Annotated in this window: 16 protein-coding genes; 4 read left to right on the top strand and 12 right to left on the bottom strand. The window is 69.8% G+C overall.

The annotated features are described in order from the left end of the window. The 3 genes from ACWCPY_RS30980 to ACWCPY_RS30990 all read left to right on the top strand — a co-directional run bounded on the left by ACWCPY_RS30980 (position 1) and on the right by ACWCPY_RS30990 (position 2213). Complete coding sequence (locus ACWCPY_RS30980; RefSeq protein ID WP_451270488.1) at positions 1 to 939, top strand: ABC transporter ATP-binding protein; 939 nt, start codon at positions 1 to 3, stop codon at positions 937 to 939. Between the two features lie 2 nt (positions 940 to 941). Continuing rightward, entirely contained in the window at positions 942 to 1679 is a 738-nt protein-coding gene (locus ACWCPY_RS30985) for an ABC transporter permease (RefSeq protein ID WP_451270490.1), read from the top strand. A gap of 96 nt (positions 1680 to 1775) precedes the next feature. Continuing rightward, positions 1776 to 2213: a hypothetical protein gene (locus tag ACWCPY_RS30990; protein ID WP_451270492.1), complete on the top strand. Its 438-nt coding sequence runs from the start codon at positions 1776 to 1778 to the stop codon at positions 2211 to 2213. A 45-nt stretch (positions 2214 to 2258) separates the two neighbouring features. On the opposite strand, the gene mug is transcribed toward ACWCPY_RS30990, so the two are convergent. The 6 genes from mug to ACWCPY_RS31020 all read right to left on the bottom strand — a co-directional run bounded on the left by mug (position 2259) and on the right by ACWCPY_RS31020 (position 9386). After that, complete coding sequence (mug, locus tag ACWCPY_RS30995) at positions 2259 to 2822, bottom strand: G/U mismatch-specific DNA glycosylase (protein ID WP_451270494.1); 564 nt, start codon at positions 2820 to 2822, stop codon at positions 2259 to 2261. 19 nt (positions 2823 to 2841) lie between these two features. Then, positions 2842 to 4284, bottom strand: a complete 1443-nt coding sequence (gene purB / locus ACWCPY_RS31000) for an adenylosuccinate lyase (RefSeq protein WP_451270496.1) — start codon at positions 4282 to 4284, stop codon at positions 2842 to 2844. Between the two features lie 359 nt (positions 4285 to 4643). Further along, complete coding sequence (locus ACWCPY_RS31005) at positions 4644 to 5948, bottom strand: BNR-4 repeat-containing protein (protein ID WP_451270498.1); 1305 nt, start codon at positions 5946 to 5948, stop codon at positions 4644 to 4646. 224 nt (positions 5949 to 6172) lie between these two features. Continuing rightward, entirely contained in the window at positions 6173 to 7474 is a 1302-nt protein-coding gene (locus tag ACWCPY_RS31010; RefSeq protein WP_451270500.1) for an extracellular solute-binding protein, read from the bottom strand. Between the two features lie 65 nt (positions 7475 to 7539). Beyond that, positions 7540 to 8460: a carbohydrate ABC transporter permease gene (locus ACWCPY_RS31015; protein WP_451270502.1), complete on the bottom strand. Its 921-nt coding sequence runs from the start codon at positions 8458 to 8460 to the stop codon at positions 7540 to 7542. Further along, positions 8457 to 9386 carry a carbohydrate ABC transporter permease gene (locus ACWCPY_RS31020; RefSeq protein WP_451270504.1) on the bottom strand — a complete coding sequence of 310 codons (930 nt, stop codon included), beginning with the start codon at positions 9384 to 9386 and terminating at the stop codon, positions 8457 to 8459. The genes ACWCPY_RS31015 and ACWCPY_RS31020 overlap by 4 nt, the downstream gene beginning before the upstream one ends. Before the next feature lie 436 nt (positions 9387 to 9822). Here ACWCPY_RS31020 and ACWCPY_RS31025 point away from each other — a divergent pair, with 436 nt between their 5' ends. Then, positions 9823 to 12123 (top strand): FAD-dependent oxidoreductase, encoded by a 2301-nt coding sequence (locus tag ACWCPY_RS31025; protein ID WP_451270506.1) that lies wholly within the window; start codon positions 9823 to 9825, stop codon positions 12121 to 12123. A gap of 54 nt (positions 12124 to 12177) precedes the next feature. On the opposite strand, the gene ACWCPY_RS31030 is transcribed toward ACWCPY_RS31025, so the two are convergent. The 6 genes from ACWCPY_RS31030 to ACWCPY_RS31055 all read right to left on the bottom strand — a co-directional run bounded on the left by ACWCPY_RS31030 (position 12178) and on the right by ACWCPY_RS31055 (position 17811). Then, entirely contained in the window at positions 12178 to 12966 is a 789-nt protein-coding gene (locus ACWCPY_RS31030; protein ID WP_362453371.1) for an IclR family transcriptional regulator, read from the bottom strand. 351 nt (positions 12967 to 13317) lie between these two features. Next, a complete protein-coding gene (locus tag ACWCPY_RS31035; RefSeq protein ID WP_451270508.1) occupies positions 13318 to 14166 on the bottom strand; it encodes an SGNH/GDSL hydrolase family protein in 849 nt (282 codons plus the stop codon). Between the two features lie 90 nt (positions 14167 to 14256). Continuing rightward, positions 14257 to 15276, bottom strand: coding sequence for a hemolysin family protein (locus tag ACWCPY_RS31040; protein WP_451270510.1), 1020 nt, complete (start codon positions 15274 to 15276; stop codon positions 14257 to 14259). Next, positions 15273 to 16610, bottom strand: coding sequence for a hemolysin family protein (locus tag ACWCPY_RS31045; RefSeq protein ID WP_451270512.1), 1338 nt, complete (start codon positions 16608 to 16610; stop codon positions 15273 to 15275). The genes ACWCPY_RS31040 and ACWCPY_RS31045 overlap by 4 nt, the downstream gene beginning before the upstream one ends. A gap of 173 nt (positions 16611 to 16783) precedes the next feature. Then, positions 16784 to 17209: a GNAT family N-acetyltransferase gene (locus ACWCPY_RS31050; protein WP_451270514.1), complete on the bottom strand. Its 426-nt coding sequence runs from the start codon at positions 17207 to 17209 to the stop codon at positions 16784 to 16786. A 77-nt stretch (positions 17210 to 17286) separates the two neighbouring features. Beyond that, positions 17287 to 17811, bottom strand: a complete 525-nt coding sequence (locus ACWCPY_RS31055) for a transglycosylase SLT domain-containing protein (RefSeq protein WP_451270517.1) — start codon at positions 17809 to 17811, stop codon at positions 17287 to 17289. Between the last annotated feature and the right edge of the window lie 16 nt (positions 17812 to 17827).

Genomic DNA, 17827 nt, shown 5'->3' on the forward strand with positions numbered 1-17827 from the left:
ATGACCAGCATCGACGTCCATGAGCTCACCAAGGAATTCGGCACGACCCGTGCAGTGGACAACCTCACGTTCAGTGTGCGACCCGGGCGCGTCACCGGTTTTCTCGGCCCCAACGGCGCGGGCAAGTCCACCACCATGCGACTCGTTCTCGGCCTCGACCGGCCCACCGGCGGCTCGGCCACGATCGGTGGGCAGCCCTACGCCGCACTCGTTGATCCGCTGCGGCGGGTCGGAGCCCTGCTGGACGCCCAGGCCGCTCATGGCGCGCGCACCGCACGGAACCACCTGCTCGCCCTGGCGGTCAGCAACGGCCTCGGTGCGCGCAGAGTCGGCGAGGTCCTGGAGGAGGCAGGCCTCGGCGCGGTCGGCGGAGCCCGCATCAGGACCTTCTCGCTGGGCATGCGACAGCGACTGGGCATAGCGGCCGCGCTGCTGGGCGACCCGGAGGTCATCATGCTGGACGAGCCGTCGAACGGCCTCGATCCGGAAGGCATCATCTGGATCCGCGAGCTGATGAAGCGGCTCGCCCGCGAGGGCCGCACGGTCCTGGTCTCCAGCCACCTGATGAACGAGACCTCGTCGTTCGCCGACCACCTCGTGATTCTCGGCCGGGGCCGGCTCCTCGCCGACCTGCCGATGCGGGAATTCCTGGATTCCCGCAGCAGGCCCCGCGCACGGGTCCGCACGACCGAGTCCACGCGGCTGCGCGATGCCCTGATCCGCAAGGGGTATGAGCCCGCGCAGGGCGACGACGGCCGTTGGACCGTCGAGGGCGCGAAGGCCGCGGAGATCGGTGCGATAGCCGCCACCGAAGGCATTCCCGTCCTCGAACTCACCGATGAGCAGGTCACGTTGGAGCAGGCCTATCTCGACCTCACCGCCGACGCCGCGGAATTCGCATCGGCTTCGGCCGCATCCGCCAACCATCTGGAGGCCTGACCATGTCGACCACCGCAGTGCTGCGTTCCGAGTGGATCAAGATGAGATCGGTCCGGTCCGTCGCGGGATCCCTGGCAGCGGTCCTCGTCGTCACCCTTGCCATCACCCTGCTCGCCTTCTCCATCATCGGCCAGTCCGAGGCGGACAACGCCGATGCCGAGCCGGTCTTCGACGCCTTCTACGCATTGAACTTCGGCCAGATCGCTGCCATCAGTTTCGGGGCGACCGCGCTCTCCTCCGAGTTTCTCAACGGGGCTCTGCGGATATCGCTTGCCGCTGTTCCGCGCCGCAATCTCTTCTACGCCACCAAGATCGCCCTGGTCGGGGCGTCGGCACTCGTCGTCGGTCTCATCACCAGCTTCAGCGCCTTCCTCGTGGGACAACTGTTCATGGGCAAGTACGCGATCGGCCTGGGGGAGCCGGGTGCCCTGCGGGCAGCCTTCGGGGGCGGGATCTATCTGGCGCTGATGGCCCTGCTCGCGGCCGGACTGACAGCGCTGCTGCGCAGCGCCGTGGCCGTGCTCAGCCTGCTCATCCCGTTCGTGCTCATCGTTTCTTTCGTGGTCGGTGATGTCGCGGGTGGGGCCGCGCAGTATCTGCCGGACCGGGCAGGACAGTTGGTGCTCCACCAGAACCCCGGAGGGAGCCTCGGACCGTGGGGCGGACTCGCGGTGACAGCGGCTTGGGCCCTGGCCGCGCTGCTGGCGGGCTGGTGGGCGATCCGGCGCAGGGACGCGTAGCCCGCTTCCCGATCCACATACGGAGCAGGGCGGCTGAATGCGCCTCAAAGCACATGGCGAGGGGCGGTTGTCAGTGCCGGGCGGTTTACTGGCGGCATGACCACCGCACATCACCTCCGCCTCATCGACGCGATGCGCACCCTGGACTTTCCCACGGAGCGCATCCGGTCGGGTTGGGGAGTCAGCGGCCCCGGGTATCACACGGCGTCCCTGCACGCGGACGTCGATCACTGGGACGACGACGAGGTGCGGCGACTGGAGCACCGGGCCCAGTGCCTCGCGGAGCACGACGCGTTGCTGACGCTGCTCGCCGGTCGCTGGGGGGATCCACAGACGATCAGCCTGTGGAGCGCACAGGAGCGGATGATCGCGGGTGAGGAGATAGCGGAGGCATGGGCCGAGACGGTCGCGGGCTGCGAGTATCTCCAGCTCTGGAAGATCGACGGCCGTTGGACCGCCATCGGGCTCTACCTGGAGGAGGAAGGGCCGGGGTGCGAGCTGAACGTGGTGGTGACGGAGATCGATCCGCCGTGAGACGAGCGGATTGTGCGGGTGCAGACGGCGCGAGGCGGGTGTGCGTCAGAGGTCGTCGATGGGGACGGTGGTGCGGTGGGCGACGCAGTCGAGGAGGCGTCCGTACTCCTCCGCCATCGTCTGCGCGGTCCAGTGGGCGTTCAGGCCGCTGGGGTTGGGCAGCGCCCAGACGCGGGTGCCGCCGATCGTGTGGTCCTGCGGACCGATGCGGGCGGTACGCCGGCCGAAGGCCGTGCGGTACGCCGTGACGCCTACGACTGCCAGCCACTGCGGCCGCAGGTCCTCGACCTTGGCTGCCAGGATCTGTCCGCCCTCGCGGAACTCCTCGGCGGACAGTTCGTCCGCCCGGGCGGTGGCACGGGCGACCACGTTGGTGATGCCGAGGCCGTACCGCAGCAGTTCGGTCTGCTCGGCCGGCCTCAACTGCCGAGGGGTGAAGCCGGACCGGTGGAGCACCGGCCAGAACCGGTTGCCGGGGTGAGCGAAGTGGTGTCCCGTCGCCCCCGTCATCAGGCTCGGATTGATTCCGCAGAAGAGCACACGCAGGCCGCCCGCGACCACATCGGGAACGGTGCGGTCGCGGGCGGCCTGGAGCTCTTCGGGCGTCATACGGCTGCGTTCGAGGCCGTCAGAGGATGGAGCCCGGCGTGTATGCGGCGGCCTCGGGGTGCTGCTTGGCGATCTCCTCGATGCGGGAGATCAGTGCGGTGACCTGGTCGCCCGCCGCCCCGGTGAAGGAGAGCTTGTCGGCCATCAGCGCGTCGAGCTGCGCGCGGTCCAGTGGGATGCGGTCGTCTGCGGCCAGCTTGTCGAGCAGCTCGTTGCGCTCGGCGCCCTGCTCACGCATGGCCAGGGCCGAGGCGACCGCGTTCTCCTTGATCGCTTCGTGGGCGACCTCACGGCCGACACCGGCTCGCACCGCGCCCATCAGCACCTTGGTCGTGGCGAGGAACGGGAGGTAGCGGTCCAGCTCACGGGCGACGACGGCCGGGAACGCGCCGAACTCGTCGAGCACCGTCAGGAAGGTCTCCAGCAGACCGTCGAAGGCGAAGAAGGCGTCCGGGAGCGCGACCCGGCGGACCACGGAGCAGGACACGTCGCCCTCGTTCCACTGGTCGCCCGCCAGCTCGCCGGTCATCGACGCGTAGCCGCGCAGGATCACCATCAGGCCGTTGACGCGCTCGCAGGACCGGGTGTTCATCTTGTGCGGCATCGCGGACGAGCCGACCTGACCCGGCTTGAAGCCCTCGGTCACCAGCTCGTGCCCGGCCATCAGACGGATCGTCTTGGCGACCGACGAGGGAGCCGCGGCCAGCTGGACCAGCGCGGTCACCACGTCGTAGTCGAGCGAGCGCGGGTAGACCTGGCCGACCGACGTGAAGGCCTGCGCGAACCCGAGGTGTGCGGCGATGCGCTGTTCGAGGTCGGCGAGCTTCCCGGCGTCGCCGCCCAGCAGGTCGAGCATGTCCTGCGCGGTGCCCACGGGGCCCTTGATGCCGCGGAGCGGGTAGCGGTCCAGCAGGTCCTCGAGCCGCCCGTACGCCACCAGGAGCTCGTCGGCCGCGGTCGCGAAGCGCTTGCCGAGCGTGGTGGCCTGCGCGGCGACGTTGTGGGAGCGGCCGGCCATGACCAGCTCGCGGTACTCGCCCGACAGCTTGCCGAGCCGGGCCAGGACGGCCACCGTGCGGTCGCGCATCAGCTCCAGGGAGAGCCGGATCTGAAGCTGCTCCACGTTCTCCGTGAGGTCCCGGGAGGTCATGCCCTTGTGGACCTGCTCGTGGCCGGCGAGGGCGTTGAACTCCTCGATCCGGGCCTTCACGTCATGCCGGGTGACCTTCTCGCGCTCGGCGATCGAGGCCAGGTCCACCTGGTCGATGACTCGTTCGTAGTCGGCGAGCGCGGCGTCCGGCACCTCGATCCCGAGGTCCTTCTGAGCGCGCAGCACCGCCAGCCACAGCTGGCGTTCCAGCTTCACCTTCTGCTCGGGGGACCAGAGGACGGCCAGCTCCGTGGAGGCGTAGCGGCCGGCCAGGACATTGGGGATGCGAGGCTTCGCAGACACAGCAGTCACGTGTCCAGAGCTTACCTGCCGTCCTGAGCTGCTCGTGAGCGTCCACCACGTCCATAAGGTCCAGGTCAGAGGCTCCTGGGCCGTCACCGTCCCACGCGCGGCGTGCGAGACGCGCGTGGGACGGAACGCCCCCGGGCCGATGGTTCCGGCACCGCCGGGGCCCGGGGGCGCAGCCCGTCCGGGGCCGGCGCGGGCACCGTTGCGCGTCGGCAGCCCTCCGTCGTCGAGTGCGCGGAGTGATGGAGTGGTGACGGTGTGTGCGGTGCGGTGGTCGATGCGCGGCGTGTGGAGCGGGAACTCGCGGAACGGGAACTCGCGGCACGGGGGCGCGCCGCCGTGAGCGCCGACGGCGCAGGGCCTCAGCGGATCCCGTAGTAGAGGGAGTTGTGTGCGGTGTCCGGCAGGTACAGCACGTCGTTTCCGTCCGAGTCCCGACGCACCGCGAGCCGGTCCGCGCTCACGCCCGGCGCGGCGGACTGCGCGGTCCAGGTCCCGTCCGCCGACTGCGTCGCGGCGAAGACGCGGTCGGTACCTGAGCCGGTCACGTAGTAGATCCGCTTGGTGTCCGTCTCGTCCCACGTGATACCGAGTGCCGCGGCGGTCTGGCCGCCGGCGTACACGGTCTTGCTGACCCAGTCGGTGCCGCTCGGGTAGGCGTAGTACACGCGGAAGTTGCCGCCGCTGTCGGCCGAGCGGTAGCGGTAGGCGACCTTCGGGGTGGAGCCGTCGAGGGTGAGCTTGGCGCTCTGCACCGCCGGACCCGTGTAGGCGTTGTCGATGCTCCACTCCTCGCCCGAGGTGAGCTCCTGGATCACGTCCGAGGTGTCGGGTGTCACCGGGACGGTGAGCGCCGCGCCCGCGCTGTCCGCGAAGGCGCCGGTCGACGGGTCGTAGCGGAGGTAGGAGAGCTGGTGCCGGAACCCGGTCGCCGGGGCCTTGGCCCACTCGTACAGCAGGTGCACACGCCCGGCGGCGTCCACCGTCAGGTCGTCGGGGTACACGGAGCGGTTCAGCGTGCCGGCGAAGGTGGCGACCACGCTCCAGCGTGAGGCGGCGTTGTCCCAGCGGTACAGCTTGCCGGGGCGCTGGTCGGAGCCGGAGCCGACGCGGGCGGCCAGGTACAGGTCGCCGTTGGGCGCGGTGGTCACGATCGGGTAGGTGATGCCCACGCCCTGGTCGGGCAGTTCGGCCGCGTGGTCCGTGACGTCGCCGCCGGGGGCCTCGGTGCGGAAGTAGCGCCAGGCGTCGGCGTGCATCGAGGCGAACACGTGCAGGCGGCCGCTGCCGTCGCGCGCGACGGACGGCTGGTTGTGACCGTTGTCGTCGGCGAACTCGGCCTGCTGCCCGTTCTTGTCGAGCAGCGGCAGACGGCTCCAGACCCCGTCCGGGTCGCGCCGCGCGATGGCCGGGCGGTGCGTGGCGGCCGTCGAGCCGGGCTCGTTGAAGGCGAAGTACGTGTACTGACCGCGGCCCTTGTACGTGGCGACAGGTGTCCACCAGGCGGCCTGGTTCGACGAGTCCATCGTGTACGGAACCTTCTCGATCACCGTTGCCGCGGCTGCCGTGGGGCCCGTGCTGTCGGCCTGGGCGGCCGGGACGAGCGCGAGCAGGGCGGCCAGGGCCGCGGCCGGGGCGGCGTACGCGCGTGCCGTGGGACGTCGCAAGGTGAACTCCTTCGCGGGCGTGATGGTGAGGCGGACGGGAACGGTCCCGCAGGCCGGTCCCCTCCGCTGCGCCGGAAACCTACAACAGATCCCAGATCGTGAATAGAGATTGCGCAATGCGGATATGAGATACGTCTTGGGGATGGTACTTGCGGCATGGCGAGGGGCCCGGTGAAGGCCTTTCTGCCTTCACCGGGCCCCGGGGCCTGCCGTGCGCCGTCGGCTCAGCGCCGGATGAGGTCGGTGACCTCCTCGGCGGCCTTCTTCATCGCGTCCTTCGGCTTCGACTTGCCGACCAGGACGGCCTGGACCTGCTTGGCCACGGCTTCCTCGATCTGGGCGTTCTGCGCGAACTGCCAGAACGGGCTGCCGGTCGCCGTGTCGGTGATCTTCTCGGTCCACTCGGTGGTGAAGGTGTCCTGCGCGACCTTCGGGTCGGCCAGGCCCGCCGTGGTGGACGGCGGCAGCGCGCGGGAGGCGAAGTACTCGGTGGTGGTGGCGCGGTCGGAGGTGGTGTGCAGCGCGAACTCCGTCGCCGCGTCCTGACCCTTGCCCTTGACGATCGCGATCACACCGCCCCACAGCAGCGCCTGAGGCGTGTCACCGGAGCGCAGCACCGGCCGCTTCATCGGCTGCATCGCGTCGGCCAGCGTCTTGTCCTTGGACTGGGCCGCGGTCACCCCCTTGCCGATGATGGCGTCGTCGTAGAAGGCGGCCTTGCCCTGCCCGAACAGGGCGCGCGCGTCGAAGCGGTCCACGTCCGCGGCGATCAGCTTCTCGTCGTGCAGCTTCTTGTACCAGGTGACCGCGTCGATGGAGGCGTCGTCCCCGATGGTGACCTTGCTGTCCTCCAGGAGGGTGCAGCCGAAGGTCTGCATCCACGGGAAGATGTCCTTGAGCTGCGCGACCTTGGTGGCCGCGGCGTAGGGCACGACACCGCCGCCGAGCCCCTTCAGCTCCCGCAGCGCGCCCTCGAACTCCTCGATGGTGGTGGGGTGCTTCTTGATGCCGGCCTTCTCCAGGAGCTTGGAGTTGGCGATCACACCGATCGAGCCGGTGTTCCACGGCAGGCCGTACTGCTTGCCGTCGTACATGCCGCTGTCCAGCGCCACGTTCGTGTAGCCACCCTTGAGGGCCACGGAACTGAGATCGGCGAGCTTGCCCATCTGCGCCACCGCGGCGAGCCAGGCGATGTCGAGGTGCACCGCGCCGGTCGTCTCCCCGCCGCCGAGCTTGAGGGTGAGCTGGCTCAGGTACTCGTTGTACGGGTACGAGACCGCGCGGACCTTGGAACCCTCGGCCTTCTCCCACGCCGCGATGATCTTCTCGATCGAGGGCTTGGCGGCCTCCTCGTTGAGCGACCAGGAGGTGAAGTCGAAGTTCTTGGACTTCGTGTCGCCTCCGTTGGAGGAGGTGCCGGCGCCGGACGGTGCGCAGGCGCCGAGCGCGCCGGCGCCGGCCACACCGAGCGCGCCGATGCCGAACATGCGCAGCGCGCCGCGCCGGCTGATGCCAGAGGTGGTCATGGTGTCTCCATGGGGAGTGGGTGGAAGGGGAGGTGCTTGGGCAGGGGCGGGCGGATCCCGCGGGCTCAGCTCTTGACCGAGCCGGCGGTCATGCCGCCGACGAGGTAGCGCTGCAGGAACATGAAGGCGACGACCACCGGAGCGGACACCACCAGTGAGGCGGCCATCAGCTCGGGCCAGGCGGTCTGGAACTCGCCGATGTAGGTGGAGACCAGGCCGGGCGGCAGGGTCTGCTTCTCCTTGTCGGCCAGCGTCACGGCGAAGATGAAGTCGTTCCAGCCGCGGACGAAGGCGAACAGGCCGGCGGCGATCATTCCGGGCGCGGCCAGTGGTGCCACGATGGAGTGCAGCGTCCGCCACCGGGAAGCGCCGTCGATGGACGCGGCCTCCAGCAGGGCGTCCGGGATGGTGTCGAAGATGCCCTTCAGCATCCAGACGCACAGCGGCATCGTGAACGTGGTGAAGGACAGCACCAGTGCGGTGTACGTGTTCAGCAGGCCGAAACTGGAGAACACGGCGTACAGCGTCACCAGCAGGAGCGCCTGGGGGAACATCTGGGAGGCCAGCACCAGGTGCATCAGCGACCGTCGCCCGCGGTAGCGGAACTTGGAGAACGAGTAGCCCATGTACGTGGCGACGACCACGCTCAGCACGGCGGTGATCGAGGCGACGATGAGGGAGTTGACCAGGTACTTGACCAGCTGGTCGTTCTCGGCGAGGGCCGTGAAGTTACTGAAGGTGATCTCGGTGGGTATGAGCTTCGGCGGGAACTGGAAGGTCTGTTCGGGGCTGCTCAGGGCGGTGGCCAGGAGCCAGTAGACCGGCAGCATGCCGAAGGCACCGATCACCAGGATCGCGGTCCAGGCGGCGATCCGCGAGCGCAGCAGATCCTTGCGTATCCGGCGTCGCTTGGCGTGCCTCGCGGGTGCGGCGGACGCGCTGAGCCGGTCGGCTCCGGACAGCGGAGTGGTGGTCGTGGTGGTCATCGGGCGTCGCCCTTCCGCTCGGTGATCCTGAGGTAGACGGCGACGAGGACGAGCAGGAGCAGCATCCACAGGCCGCCCAGCGCGGTCGCCCGGCCGATGTCGAAGCCCTTGAAGGCGGTCTGGTACACGGCGGTCGCGAAGGTCTCGGTGGCGCCGGCCGGGCCGCCGCCGGTGAGCACGTAGATGGTGTCGAAGTGCTGGAAGTTCCAGATGAACTCCAGCAGCAGCACGATGGAGGCGACACCGCGGACCTGCGGCCAGGTCACGGCGAAGAAGCGCCGGATCGATCCCGCCCCGTCCATCGAGGCCGCCTCGTGCAGTTCCTTGGGCACGGTCTGCAGACCTGCCAGGAGCATCACCATCATCCAGGGGAAACTCGCCCAGGTCTTGGTGACGATGACCGCGAGCATGGCGGTGCCGGGCTGGCCGAGCCAGGAGATGGACTCCTCGATGATCCCGGCCTTCATGAGCACGCCGTTGAGCACGCCGTAGTTCGAGTTGAAGATCCACATCCACAGGAAGGAGACCACCACGCCCGGGATCACCCACGGGAACAGGAACAGTCCGCGCAGGAAGCCGCTGCCCTTCAGGCCCGAGTTCAGCGCGAGCGCGAGCGCGAAGCCGACCACGAAGGGGACGAGCGTCGCGCCGAAGGTGAAGATCAGCGTCTGCTTGAGGATCGTGAGGAATTCGCCGTCCAGCCAGTAGCTGAAGTTCTCCAGGCCGACGAATTCGCGGCCCGGCAGCCGCAGGTCCTGCTTGAAGAAGCCGGTGAACAGGGCGGACACCAGCGGATAGATGATGATCGTCGCGAACAGGGCGAGCCCCGGTGCGGTGAGCAGCAGTGCGAACGCGCCGTTGGAGAGCCGTCCGCCGGTCCGCTCGCGGCGTGGAGCGGCCTTGTGTGGAGGTGCGGCCGTACTCATGGGTGTGTCCTCTCGAACGGGGCGGGAGCGGTGGTGCAGGGCGTGGCACGGGAGGCCGTGCGCAGACAGGCGGATGTGACGCGGCCGGGCGTGAGCGGTGAGCCGCCCCGTCCTCCGCTTCGACCGAGGCCCTGTGTGAATGCCATGCATGCTCCGTTGAACGCAAGTTGCAGCATGCGGGATCGTTCTCCATATCGTGCGACGGCGTCAACCCTTTAGGTCGGTGAATCGCCGGTTCTGTCTGAGACCGGCGAAGTCGCCGCACATGCCATGAGCTTGGCTGATGACCCACGGCGGCGATGTCGTCGGCTGCGCTGGAAACCTACATCACATCCCACTGTCCGAACAGTGGTTGCACAATATGGATGTGATGTACGTTCAAGGCCGCTCCGCTGCGGCGGAGAGCATCCGAGCATCACATCAAGGAGGCCGCTCCGTGCGGGAAGAAGAGGTCCATTACGACATCGCCGTCATCGGCGGCGGCCTGGCGGGGACCTGCGCGGCCATCGCCGCTGCCCGGCTCGGCCGACGAGTCGCCCTGGTGAACAACCGGCCCGTCCTGGGCGGCAACGCCAGCAGCGAGGTCCGCGTCTGGGTCTGCGGCGCCACGGCCCACGGCGTGCACCGCTGGGCCCGCGAGACCGGCATCATGGGCGAGCTGTACACGGAGAACCAGTACCGCAACCCCGAGGGGAACCCGTACTACTGGGACCAGGTGGTCCTCGACGCCGTCCGGGCCGAACCGGGCATCGACCTGTACCTCAACACCGACGTGCGGGAGGTCGACGCGAGCGGCCCGGACGACGCGCGCGAGGTGCACTCCTGCACCGGCTGGATGATGGGCTCCGAGCGGCGTATCACCTTCCACGCACAGCAGTTCCTCGACTGCACCGGCGACGGCCTGCTCGGCCACCTCGCCGGTGCCCACTACCGCATCGGCCGCGAGGCGCGCTCGGAGTTCGGCGAACCCTGGGCACCCGAGGACGCGGACCAGGCGCTGCTGGGGTCGACGATCCTGTTCCACACCAAGGACACGGGCCGGCCGGTGAAGTTCGTGCGGCCCGACAGCGCCCGCGACCTCACCACCACGCCCATCCTGCGCAACCGCGTGCTGCGCACCGGCGACAACGGCTGCGACTACTGGTGGATCGAGTGGGGCGGCGAGCTGGACACCGTCCACGACAACGAGCGCATCCGCGACGAACTCCAGGCCGTGATCATGGGCATCTGGGACCACATCAAGAACTCCGGTGAGTTTCCGGACGCCGAGAACCTGACGCTGGAATGGGTCGGCAGCCTCCCCGGCAAGCGCGAGTACCGCCGCTTCCTCGGTGACCACATGCTGACCCAGCAGGACATCCTCGAGCAGCGGCAGTTCGCCGACCGCGTGGCCTTCGGCGGCTGGTCCGTCGACCTCCACCCGGTGCAGGGCATGTACGCCGACGAGCCCGGCGCCCGCCAGCGCTACGCGGACGGCATCTTCCACATTCCGCTGCGCTCCCTGTACTCGGCGAACGTCACGAACCTCCTGTTCGCCGGGCGCAACATATCCGCCACCCACATCGCCTTCGGTGCCACCCGCGTCATGGCCACCTGCGCCACGCTCGGCGAGGCCGCGGGCACGGCCGCCGCGCTGTGCGTCGCCGGGAGCCTCAGCCCCCGGGAACTCGCCGCGGACCACCCCGAGCTGGTGCGCCGTGCCCTGCTGCGGCAGGACGCCTCGGTCATCGGCCTGTCCGACGACGACCCCGGCAACCTCGCGCGCACGGCCCGCGTCAGCGCCTCCTCGTACCTGAGCCGGCTGGCCGCCGAGCCCACGCCGGCCGTGCCCGGCGAGCCGTACCCGCTCACCCGCGACCTCGCGCTGCTGCTGCCGGTGGACCCGGCACTCGACACGGTCGACCTGCTCGTCCACGGCGCCCCGGGCGAGCGGCCGGGCGAACTCACCGTGGAACTGTGGAGCACCGGCCGCCCCGAGAACGCGGTCCCCGTCGACCATGTGCTCACCACCACGGTGACCGTGCCGGCCGGCGGCCCCCACTGGGTGACGGCCCGCCTCGACCACCGCCCGGAGGCTCCGGAGAACGTCGTACTGATCGTGCGTGCCTGCCCGGGCGCGGCGCTGGTGCTCGTTCCCGAGCGGACCGACGGCGTCCTCGCACTGCGCAGCAGGGTCGAAGGGGACGCGGCCGTCGACCACGACATCCCGGAGGAGGACGGCCAGCTGGTCCTGGAGTGGCAGGCCCGCGGGCTGCGCCGCCGGACCTTCGGCTTCCGTGCGACCCCGGACACCGCCGCGTTCCTGCCCGAGCGGGCCGTCGGCGGATTCCAGCGCGCCTACGGGGGCCCGCAGATGTGGTCGTCCGAGCCGCTGCCCGACCCGGACCGGGCCGCGCAGTGGCTGCGCCTGGACTGGGACCAGGAGCAGACACTCACCGAAACACGTGTGGTGTTCGACGACGACGTCGACGAGTACCTCAACAACCTGCACCGCCACCGCACGCCGTTCGAGATCATGCCCGAGCTGGTCCGCGACTACCGGGTCCAGGGCCGCGAGCCGGACGGCACCTGGCGCACTCTGCTGACCGTGACGGGCAACCGCCGCCGCCACCGGGTACACCAGCTGGAGGGCGCGGACGGCGGGCCCGTGCGCACCGACGCGCTGCGGCTCGTGGTGGACGCGACGCACGGGGCGCGGCACGCGCACGTGATCGCGTTCAAGGCGTACGGCGCGTAACCACACGGAGAAGGGGCCCGGGTCGGTCGACCCGGGCCCCTTCGCGTGCGTGATTCAGAGGGCGCCGAGGGCCTGGCTGATGGCGTCCGCGGCTTCGATGACCTCGCGTGTGAGGGCATGACGCTGCCCTTCGCCCTCGGCGCGGTTGCCGAGGAGGGAAGTGGGGCCCCACAGGGAGATGGCGGCGACGACATCGCCCGAGGCGTCGCGGACGGGCGCGGCGAGCGAAGCGCGCCCCAGGGCGCGTTCCTCGGCCTCGATGGCGTAGCCGGTGCGGCGGACGGTGTCGATCTCGCTGTCGAGGAGGTCGTGGCTGGTGGTCGTGTAGTCGGTGTGCGCCACGAGCGGTTCGGGAAGCAGTGTGCGGCGCTCCTTGGGCGTGAGGCCGGTGAGGAGGCATTTGCCGATGCTGGTGGCGTGCAGCGGGGCGGTGTGTCCGGCCTGCGTGTACGACTTGGGGGTGCGGGTCCCCTCGAAATTGCACAGGAACATCAGCTCGGTACCGCGGCGGATGGCGACGTTGGCTCCGAGTCCGGTGCGGGTGGCGAGGTCCTGGAGGACCATGCGGGCGGCGCGGTGGACGGGGTGGCGATTGGTGGCGGTGGCGGCGAGCGGGAGGATACCGAGGCTGAGGCGGTAGAGGTTGCTGACCGGGTCGCGTTCGACCATGTCGAGGCGTTCGAGGGTGGACAGGAGGCGGGAGGTGGTGGAGGAGCCCAGTCCGGTGAGTTCGGCGACGTCGGAGACGCGCAGTTCCGGACGGCCGGAGTCGAGTGCGCGCAGCACCGAGACCGCTCGTTCGACGCTCTGGTTCGTCCCGGCGTCGGTCGCCCGCGTAGCCATGACCCTCCTCATTTTGCAAACGGCTTGCACAATCTGCATCAGCATATCGCGTCGAACTGAGGGTTGTTCTGGAAATCCGACGGCTCGCGGCCGGAACGTATACAGCTCATCCGTCGTGCTGCGCGAGGCACCCGTGAGGGGCGTCATCCGCGGTAAGGGGGGGGCGCATGGCGGGGCGGGAGTTTCCGCTGATGTCGCCGGTGCGCGCCGCTGCTCCGTCGCCAACGCCCGGGAAAGGGACCCCTGGGTGGCAACGTTGTCGCAAGCGGGACGAACCCTGAAAGACGCGCAAGCGCGTTCGAATGGGGCCCTGGTGAGGGTCTCCGACGCCGCGGTCCGGTCCGTGAGGTGCTACGGGCGCGGATCCGGGTCGGCCCGGCGCCATGTCGCCACGGGGCCGGGATCGCCGGCGTTCTCGGGGGTGACCCAGAACGCCTTCCCCAGCTCGGCGCTGTACTGGGCACCCGACCGTCCGTCCCCGGAGGAGCGGCCGGTCAGCCGGCGGCCGATCCACGGCATCAGGTGCTCGCGGGCGAAGCGGAGGTCCTCGACGCGCCGCCGGGCCCACCTGGGCGGTACGGCGACCGGCAGCGGTGAACGCCAGTCGTTCTCCGCGGGCAGTCCCAGCGTCTGCCAGACCGCCTCGGCCACCCTGTTGTGGCCGTCGGCCGTCAGATGCAGCCGGTCGACGTCCCACAGCCGGGGATCGCCCAGGGCCGGTGCTCCGTACAGGTCGACGACCACCGCACCGTGCCGGGCCGCCAAGTCGTCGACCAGGGAGAACAGCTCCTCCATCCGCGGACGGAAGCGCTCCATCACCGGGCCGTTCCGCCCCGGGCTCCGCATCAGCACGAGCTTCTCGCACGAGGGTGCGAGCCGTTCCACGGCCTCTTCGAGCCGTCCCCGGACCATACCCATGTCGCATGTGGGGCGCAGTGTGTCGTTGAGGCCGCCGACGAGCGTGACGACATCGGCCCGCATGGCGGCGGCCACGTCGACCTGCTCGTCGACGATCTGGCCGATCAGCTTGCCCCGCACGGCGAGATTCGCGTAACGGAATCCCGGAGTACGGGCGGCCAGCCGTCCGGCGAGGACATCGGCCCAGCCGCGGTACGAACCGTCGGGCAGCTGGTCCGACATGCCCTCGGTGAACGAGTCGCCGACCGCGACAAGACTGCTGTAGGAGGCATTTATTTCCATGGCGATGCGATCGTATCGTGGCGGACCCGCCCCCTTCCGGGGCCCGGTCCGGGGCGCGGCCGGTATCCGTGCCGCGCCCCCGCATGCGTGTCAGCGTGCCTTCGGGCGCCCCACCAGCTCGCGGAGCACGTCCTCCATGGTGACCATTCCGGCCAGCCGGTCGTCCTCGTCGAGTACCGCCGCCAGATGCGTACGGCTGCGCCGCAGCGCGGTCAGGACGTCGTCGAGCGGTGTGTCGGCCCGGACCCGGGCGATGGGGCGCATCGCGGTCACCGGGAAGGGCACGTCGTGCGGCGTGGCATCCAGGGCGTCCTTCACATGGAGGTAGCCCAGGATCCGCTCCTCGCCGTCCATCACGGGGAAGCGCGAGAACCCGGTCTCGTACGAGAGCCGTTCCAGTTGTTCCGGTGTGGTCCCGATCCTGGCGTACGTGACCCGGTCCACCGGCATCACCACGTCCCGCACCGGGCGACGGCCCAGTTCGAGGGCGTGGCGCAGCCGCTCGGCGGAGCGGTCGTCGACCAGCCCGGCGTCGCCCGCGTCCGTCACCAGCCGGGCCAGTTCGTCGTCGGAGAACGTGGCGGTCACCTCGTTCTTCACCTCGACCCGAAGGATCTTGAGCAGCGCGTTGGCGAAGGCGTTGATCGCGAAGATCACCGGACGCAGCGCCCGCGCGAGGGCCACCAGCGGCGGACCGAGCAGCAGCGCGGCCCGCACCGGCTCGGCCAGCGCGATGTTCTTCGGCACCATTTCGCCCAGGAGCATGTGCAGATACGTCGCCACGGACAGCGCGATCACGAACGAGATCGGATGGATCAGTCCGTGCGGCATGCCCACCGCGTCGAAGACGGGCTCCAGCAGATGCGCGATGGCCGGCTCGGCGACGATACCGAGCACCAGGGTGCACAGGGTGATGCCGAGCTGCGCCGCCGCGAGCAGCGCCGATACGTGTTCGAGGCCCCAGACGACGCTTCGCGCCCGCCTGTTCCCGGCCTCGGCCTCGGGCTCGATCTGGCTGCGGCGTACGGAGATCAGCGCGAACTCCGCCCCGACGAAGAAGGCATTGACGACCAGGGTCATCAGTCCGATGAGGAGCTGGACGGCGATCATCGTGCGTTCTCCGTCCGCTCGTCGTCACCGGGCAACGGCGCGTGCAGCAGGGCACGCGCGGCGCGGCGTCCGGACGCGTCGACCACATCGATCCGCCAGCCCGCCAGCTCGACCGTGTCGCCCACGGCGGGGATCCGGCCCACCTCGGTGGCGATGAGCCCGGCGAGCGTCTCGTACGGTCCGTCCGGCACCCGCAGTCCGATCGTCTTCAGCTGGTCGAGGCGCGCGGCCCCGTCGGCCGACCACAGGATCCGTCCGTCGGTGTCCTCGCCGGCCGGTGCGAGGTCGGCGGTCTCGTGCGGGTCGTGCTCGTCGCGCACCTCACCGACCACCTCCTCGACGATGTCCTCCAGCGTCACGACGCCGGCCGTGCCGCCGTACTCGTCGATGACGACCGCCATCGCGAGCCTGCTGGACAACCGGTCCAGGAGCCGGTCCACCGTGAGGGTCTCCGGCACGAGCAGGGGTTCGCGCAGCATCTCCGAGACGCGTGTACGGGACCGCTGCTCGGCGGGGACGGCCAGCACGTCCTTGATGTGCGCCACGCCGATGACCGTGTCCAGGCTGCCGAGATAGACGGGGAAGCGGGACAGACCCGTCGCCCGGGTGGCGTTCGCGACGTCCTCGGCCGTCGCCTGCGCCTCCAGTGCGGTGACCTGGACCCGAGGGGTCATCACGTTCTCCGCCGTCAGTTCCGCCAGGTTCAGCGTGCGGACGAACAGCTCCGCCGTGTCCGCTTCCAGCGCACCTTCCTTCGCGCTGTGCCGCGCCAGTGCGGCCAGCTCCTGGGGGCTGCGCGCGGAGGCCAGCTCCTCGGCCGGTTCCAGGCCGAGGCGCCGCACCATCCGGTTGGCGGTGTTGTTGAGGTGGCTGATGAAGGGCCGGAACACAGCGGTGAAGGCACGCTGCGGGGTGGCCACGGCCTTCGCCACGGCCAGCGGGGAGGAGATCGCCCAGTTCTTCGGGACGAGTTCACCGACGATCATCAGGAACACGGTGGACAGGGCCGTTCCCAGCACCAGGGCCACCGAGGACGCCACGCTCGGGGGCAGGCCCACCGCCTCCACCGGTCCGCGGATCAGCTTCGCGATGGACGGTTCGGAGAGCATGCCGACCACCAGGTTGGTGACGGTGATGCCGAGCTGGGCACCGGAGAGCTGGAAGGTGAGGCTGCGTACGGCCTTCATGGCGCTCGCCGCGCCCCGCTCGCCCTGCTCGACGGCGCGTTCGAGCCGGCCGCGCTCGACGGTCGTCAGAGAGAACTCGGCCGCGACGAAGGCGCCGCAGGCCAGCGAGAGCAGCACCGCCACGAGCAGCAGAAGCACTTCGGTCATCGGTTCACCTCCGTCCCATGATCGGGCAGGGGCAGGAGGACCGCTCGGTGCCGGCGATGTCGACTACTCGGAGGTTCGCCCATGGATGGACGCTCACACCTTTCGGAAGGTTCGGACAGGAGGACACCCATAGTAAAGGATCGGCAAAGTCGCCAGATCTTCCGGCGGTTCCCTCAGCCGGTGAGCGGCTTCACCCAGCGCCGCCAGTGGTCCTCGCGGTGGTAGCCGCCCGAGGCCCATGTGTGATGGGCCCGTTCGTTGGCCTCCAGGACCATGGCGTCGACCCGTCGCCCGCCCAGGGCGAGGAATCGTTGTTCCACCGCCTCCATCAGGGCGGTGGCGATACCTTGCCGGCGGCAGTCGGGGTGCACGGCCAACCGGTAGGCGGAGCACCGCCAGCCGTCGAATCCGGCGATGACGCTTCCCACGAGGCGGCCGTCGCGGTCCGCCAGCAGCAGGGCCTCGGGATCCCTGGAGATGAGCCGGGCAACCCCGTCGTGGTCGTCGCTGATGCTCGTCCCCTCGGCGGCCTCGCGCCAGAACCGCAGTACGGCGTCGATGTCGGTGAGGGCGGCGCGGCGGATGTGGAGATCACTCATGGGGTGAGCCAAGCAGAGCGCCGATCCGTTCGGCGAACGATTTCGGCCACCGGACAGCGACTCGGTGACTCCGCGGCTCAGTAGGCGGAGTTGACGTTGTCGATGGAGCCGTAGCGGTCGGCGGCGTAGTTGGCGGCGGCGGTGATGTTGGCGACGGGGTTGGTGAGGTCGTGGGCGGTGCCGGCGACGTGGTAGGCGTTGAAGGTGGGCTGGATGACCTGGAGCAGGCCCTTGGAGGGGGTGCCCTTCTGGGCGTTGATGTCCCAGCCGTTCTCGGCGCCGGGGTTGCCGCCGGACTCGCGCATGATGTTGCGGTGCAGGCCTTCGTAGGAGCCGGGGATGCCCTTGGCCTTCATGATGGCCAGGGATTCCTTGATCCAGCCGTCGAGGTTGTTGGCGTAGCCCTTGGTGGTCTTCGGGGTGTCCTGGGCGTCGCCGGCGGGGGCGGTGCGGACGACGGAGGGGCTCTGCTTGGTCTCGGCGGCCTGGGCGGAGGTCGAGGTCAGGGTGAGGGCTGCGGCGGCCGCGCCGGTGGTGGCGAGGGCGGTGACGGCCAGGGTGCGGATGCGGGCGGTGCGGGCGGTGAGGGTCTGCGTGGTCATGCGGGAGTTGCTCCTG

It is taken from the genome of Streptomyces sp. NPDC002403 (assembly GCF_053593015.1).

Excerpts from the sequence above, each read along its gene's own strand:
- ACWCPY_RS31035 (WP_451270508.1), bottom strand. The coding sequence starts at position 14,166 with ATGGAAATAAATGCCTCCTACAGCAGTCTTGTCGCGGTCGGCGACTCG.
- ACWCPY_RS30985 (WP_451270490.1), top strand. The coding sequence starts at position 942 with ATGTCGACCACCGCAGTGCTGCGTTCCGAGTGGATCAAGATGAGATCG.
- ACWCPY_RS30990 (WP_451270492.1), top strand. The coding sequence starts at position 1,776 with ATGACCACCGCACATCACCTCCGCCTCATCGACGCGATGCGCACCCTG.
- ACWCPY_RS31015 (WP_451270502.1), bottom strand. The coding sequence starts at position 8,460 with ATGACCACCACGACCACCACTCCGCTGTCCGGAGCCGACCGGCTCAGC.
- ACWCPY_RS31010 (WP_451270500.1), bottom strand. The coding sequence starts at position 7,474 with ATGACCACCTCTGGCATCAGCCGGCGCGGCGCGCTGCGCATGTTCGGC.
- ACWCPY_RS31050 (WP_451270514.1), bottom strand. The coding sequence starts at position 17,209 with ATGAGTGATCTCCACATCCGCCGCGCCGCCCTCACCGACATCGACGCC.
- ACWCPY_RS30980 (WP_451270488.1), top strand. The coding sequence starts at position 1 with ATGACCAGCATCGACGTCCATGAGCTCACCAAGGAATTCGGCACGACC.
- ACWCPY_RS31030 (WP_362453371.1), bottom strand. The coding sequence starts at position 12,966 with ATGGCTACGCGGGCGACCGACGCCGGGACGAACCAGAGCGTCGAACGA.
- mug (WP_451270494.1), bottom strand. The coding sequence starts at position 2,822 with ATGACGCCCGAAGAGCTCCAGGCCGCCCGCGACCGCACCGTTCCCGAT.
- ACWCPY_RS31040 (WP_451270510.1), bottom strand. The coding sequence starts at position 15,276 with ATGATCGCCGTCCAGCTCCTCATCGGACTGATGACCCTGGTCGTCAAT.
- ACWCPY_RS31045 (WP_451270512.1), bottom strand. The coding sequence starts at position 16,610 with ATGACCGAAGTGCTTCTGCTGCTCGTGGCGGTGCTGCTCTCGCTGGCC.
- ACWCPY_RS31020 (WP_451270504.1), bottom strand. The coding sequence starts at position 9,386 with ATGAGTACGGCCGCACCTCCACACAAGGCCGCTCCACGCCGCGAGCGG.
- ACWCPY_RS31055 (WP_451270517.1), bottom strand. The coding sequence starts at position 17,811 with ATGACCACGCAGACCCTCACCGCCCGCACCGCCCGCATCCGCACCCTG.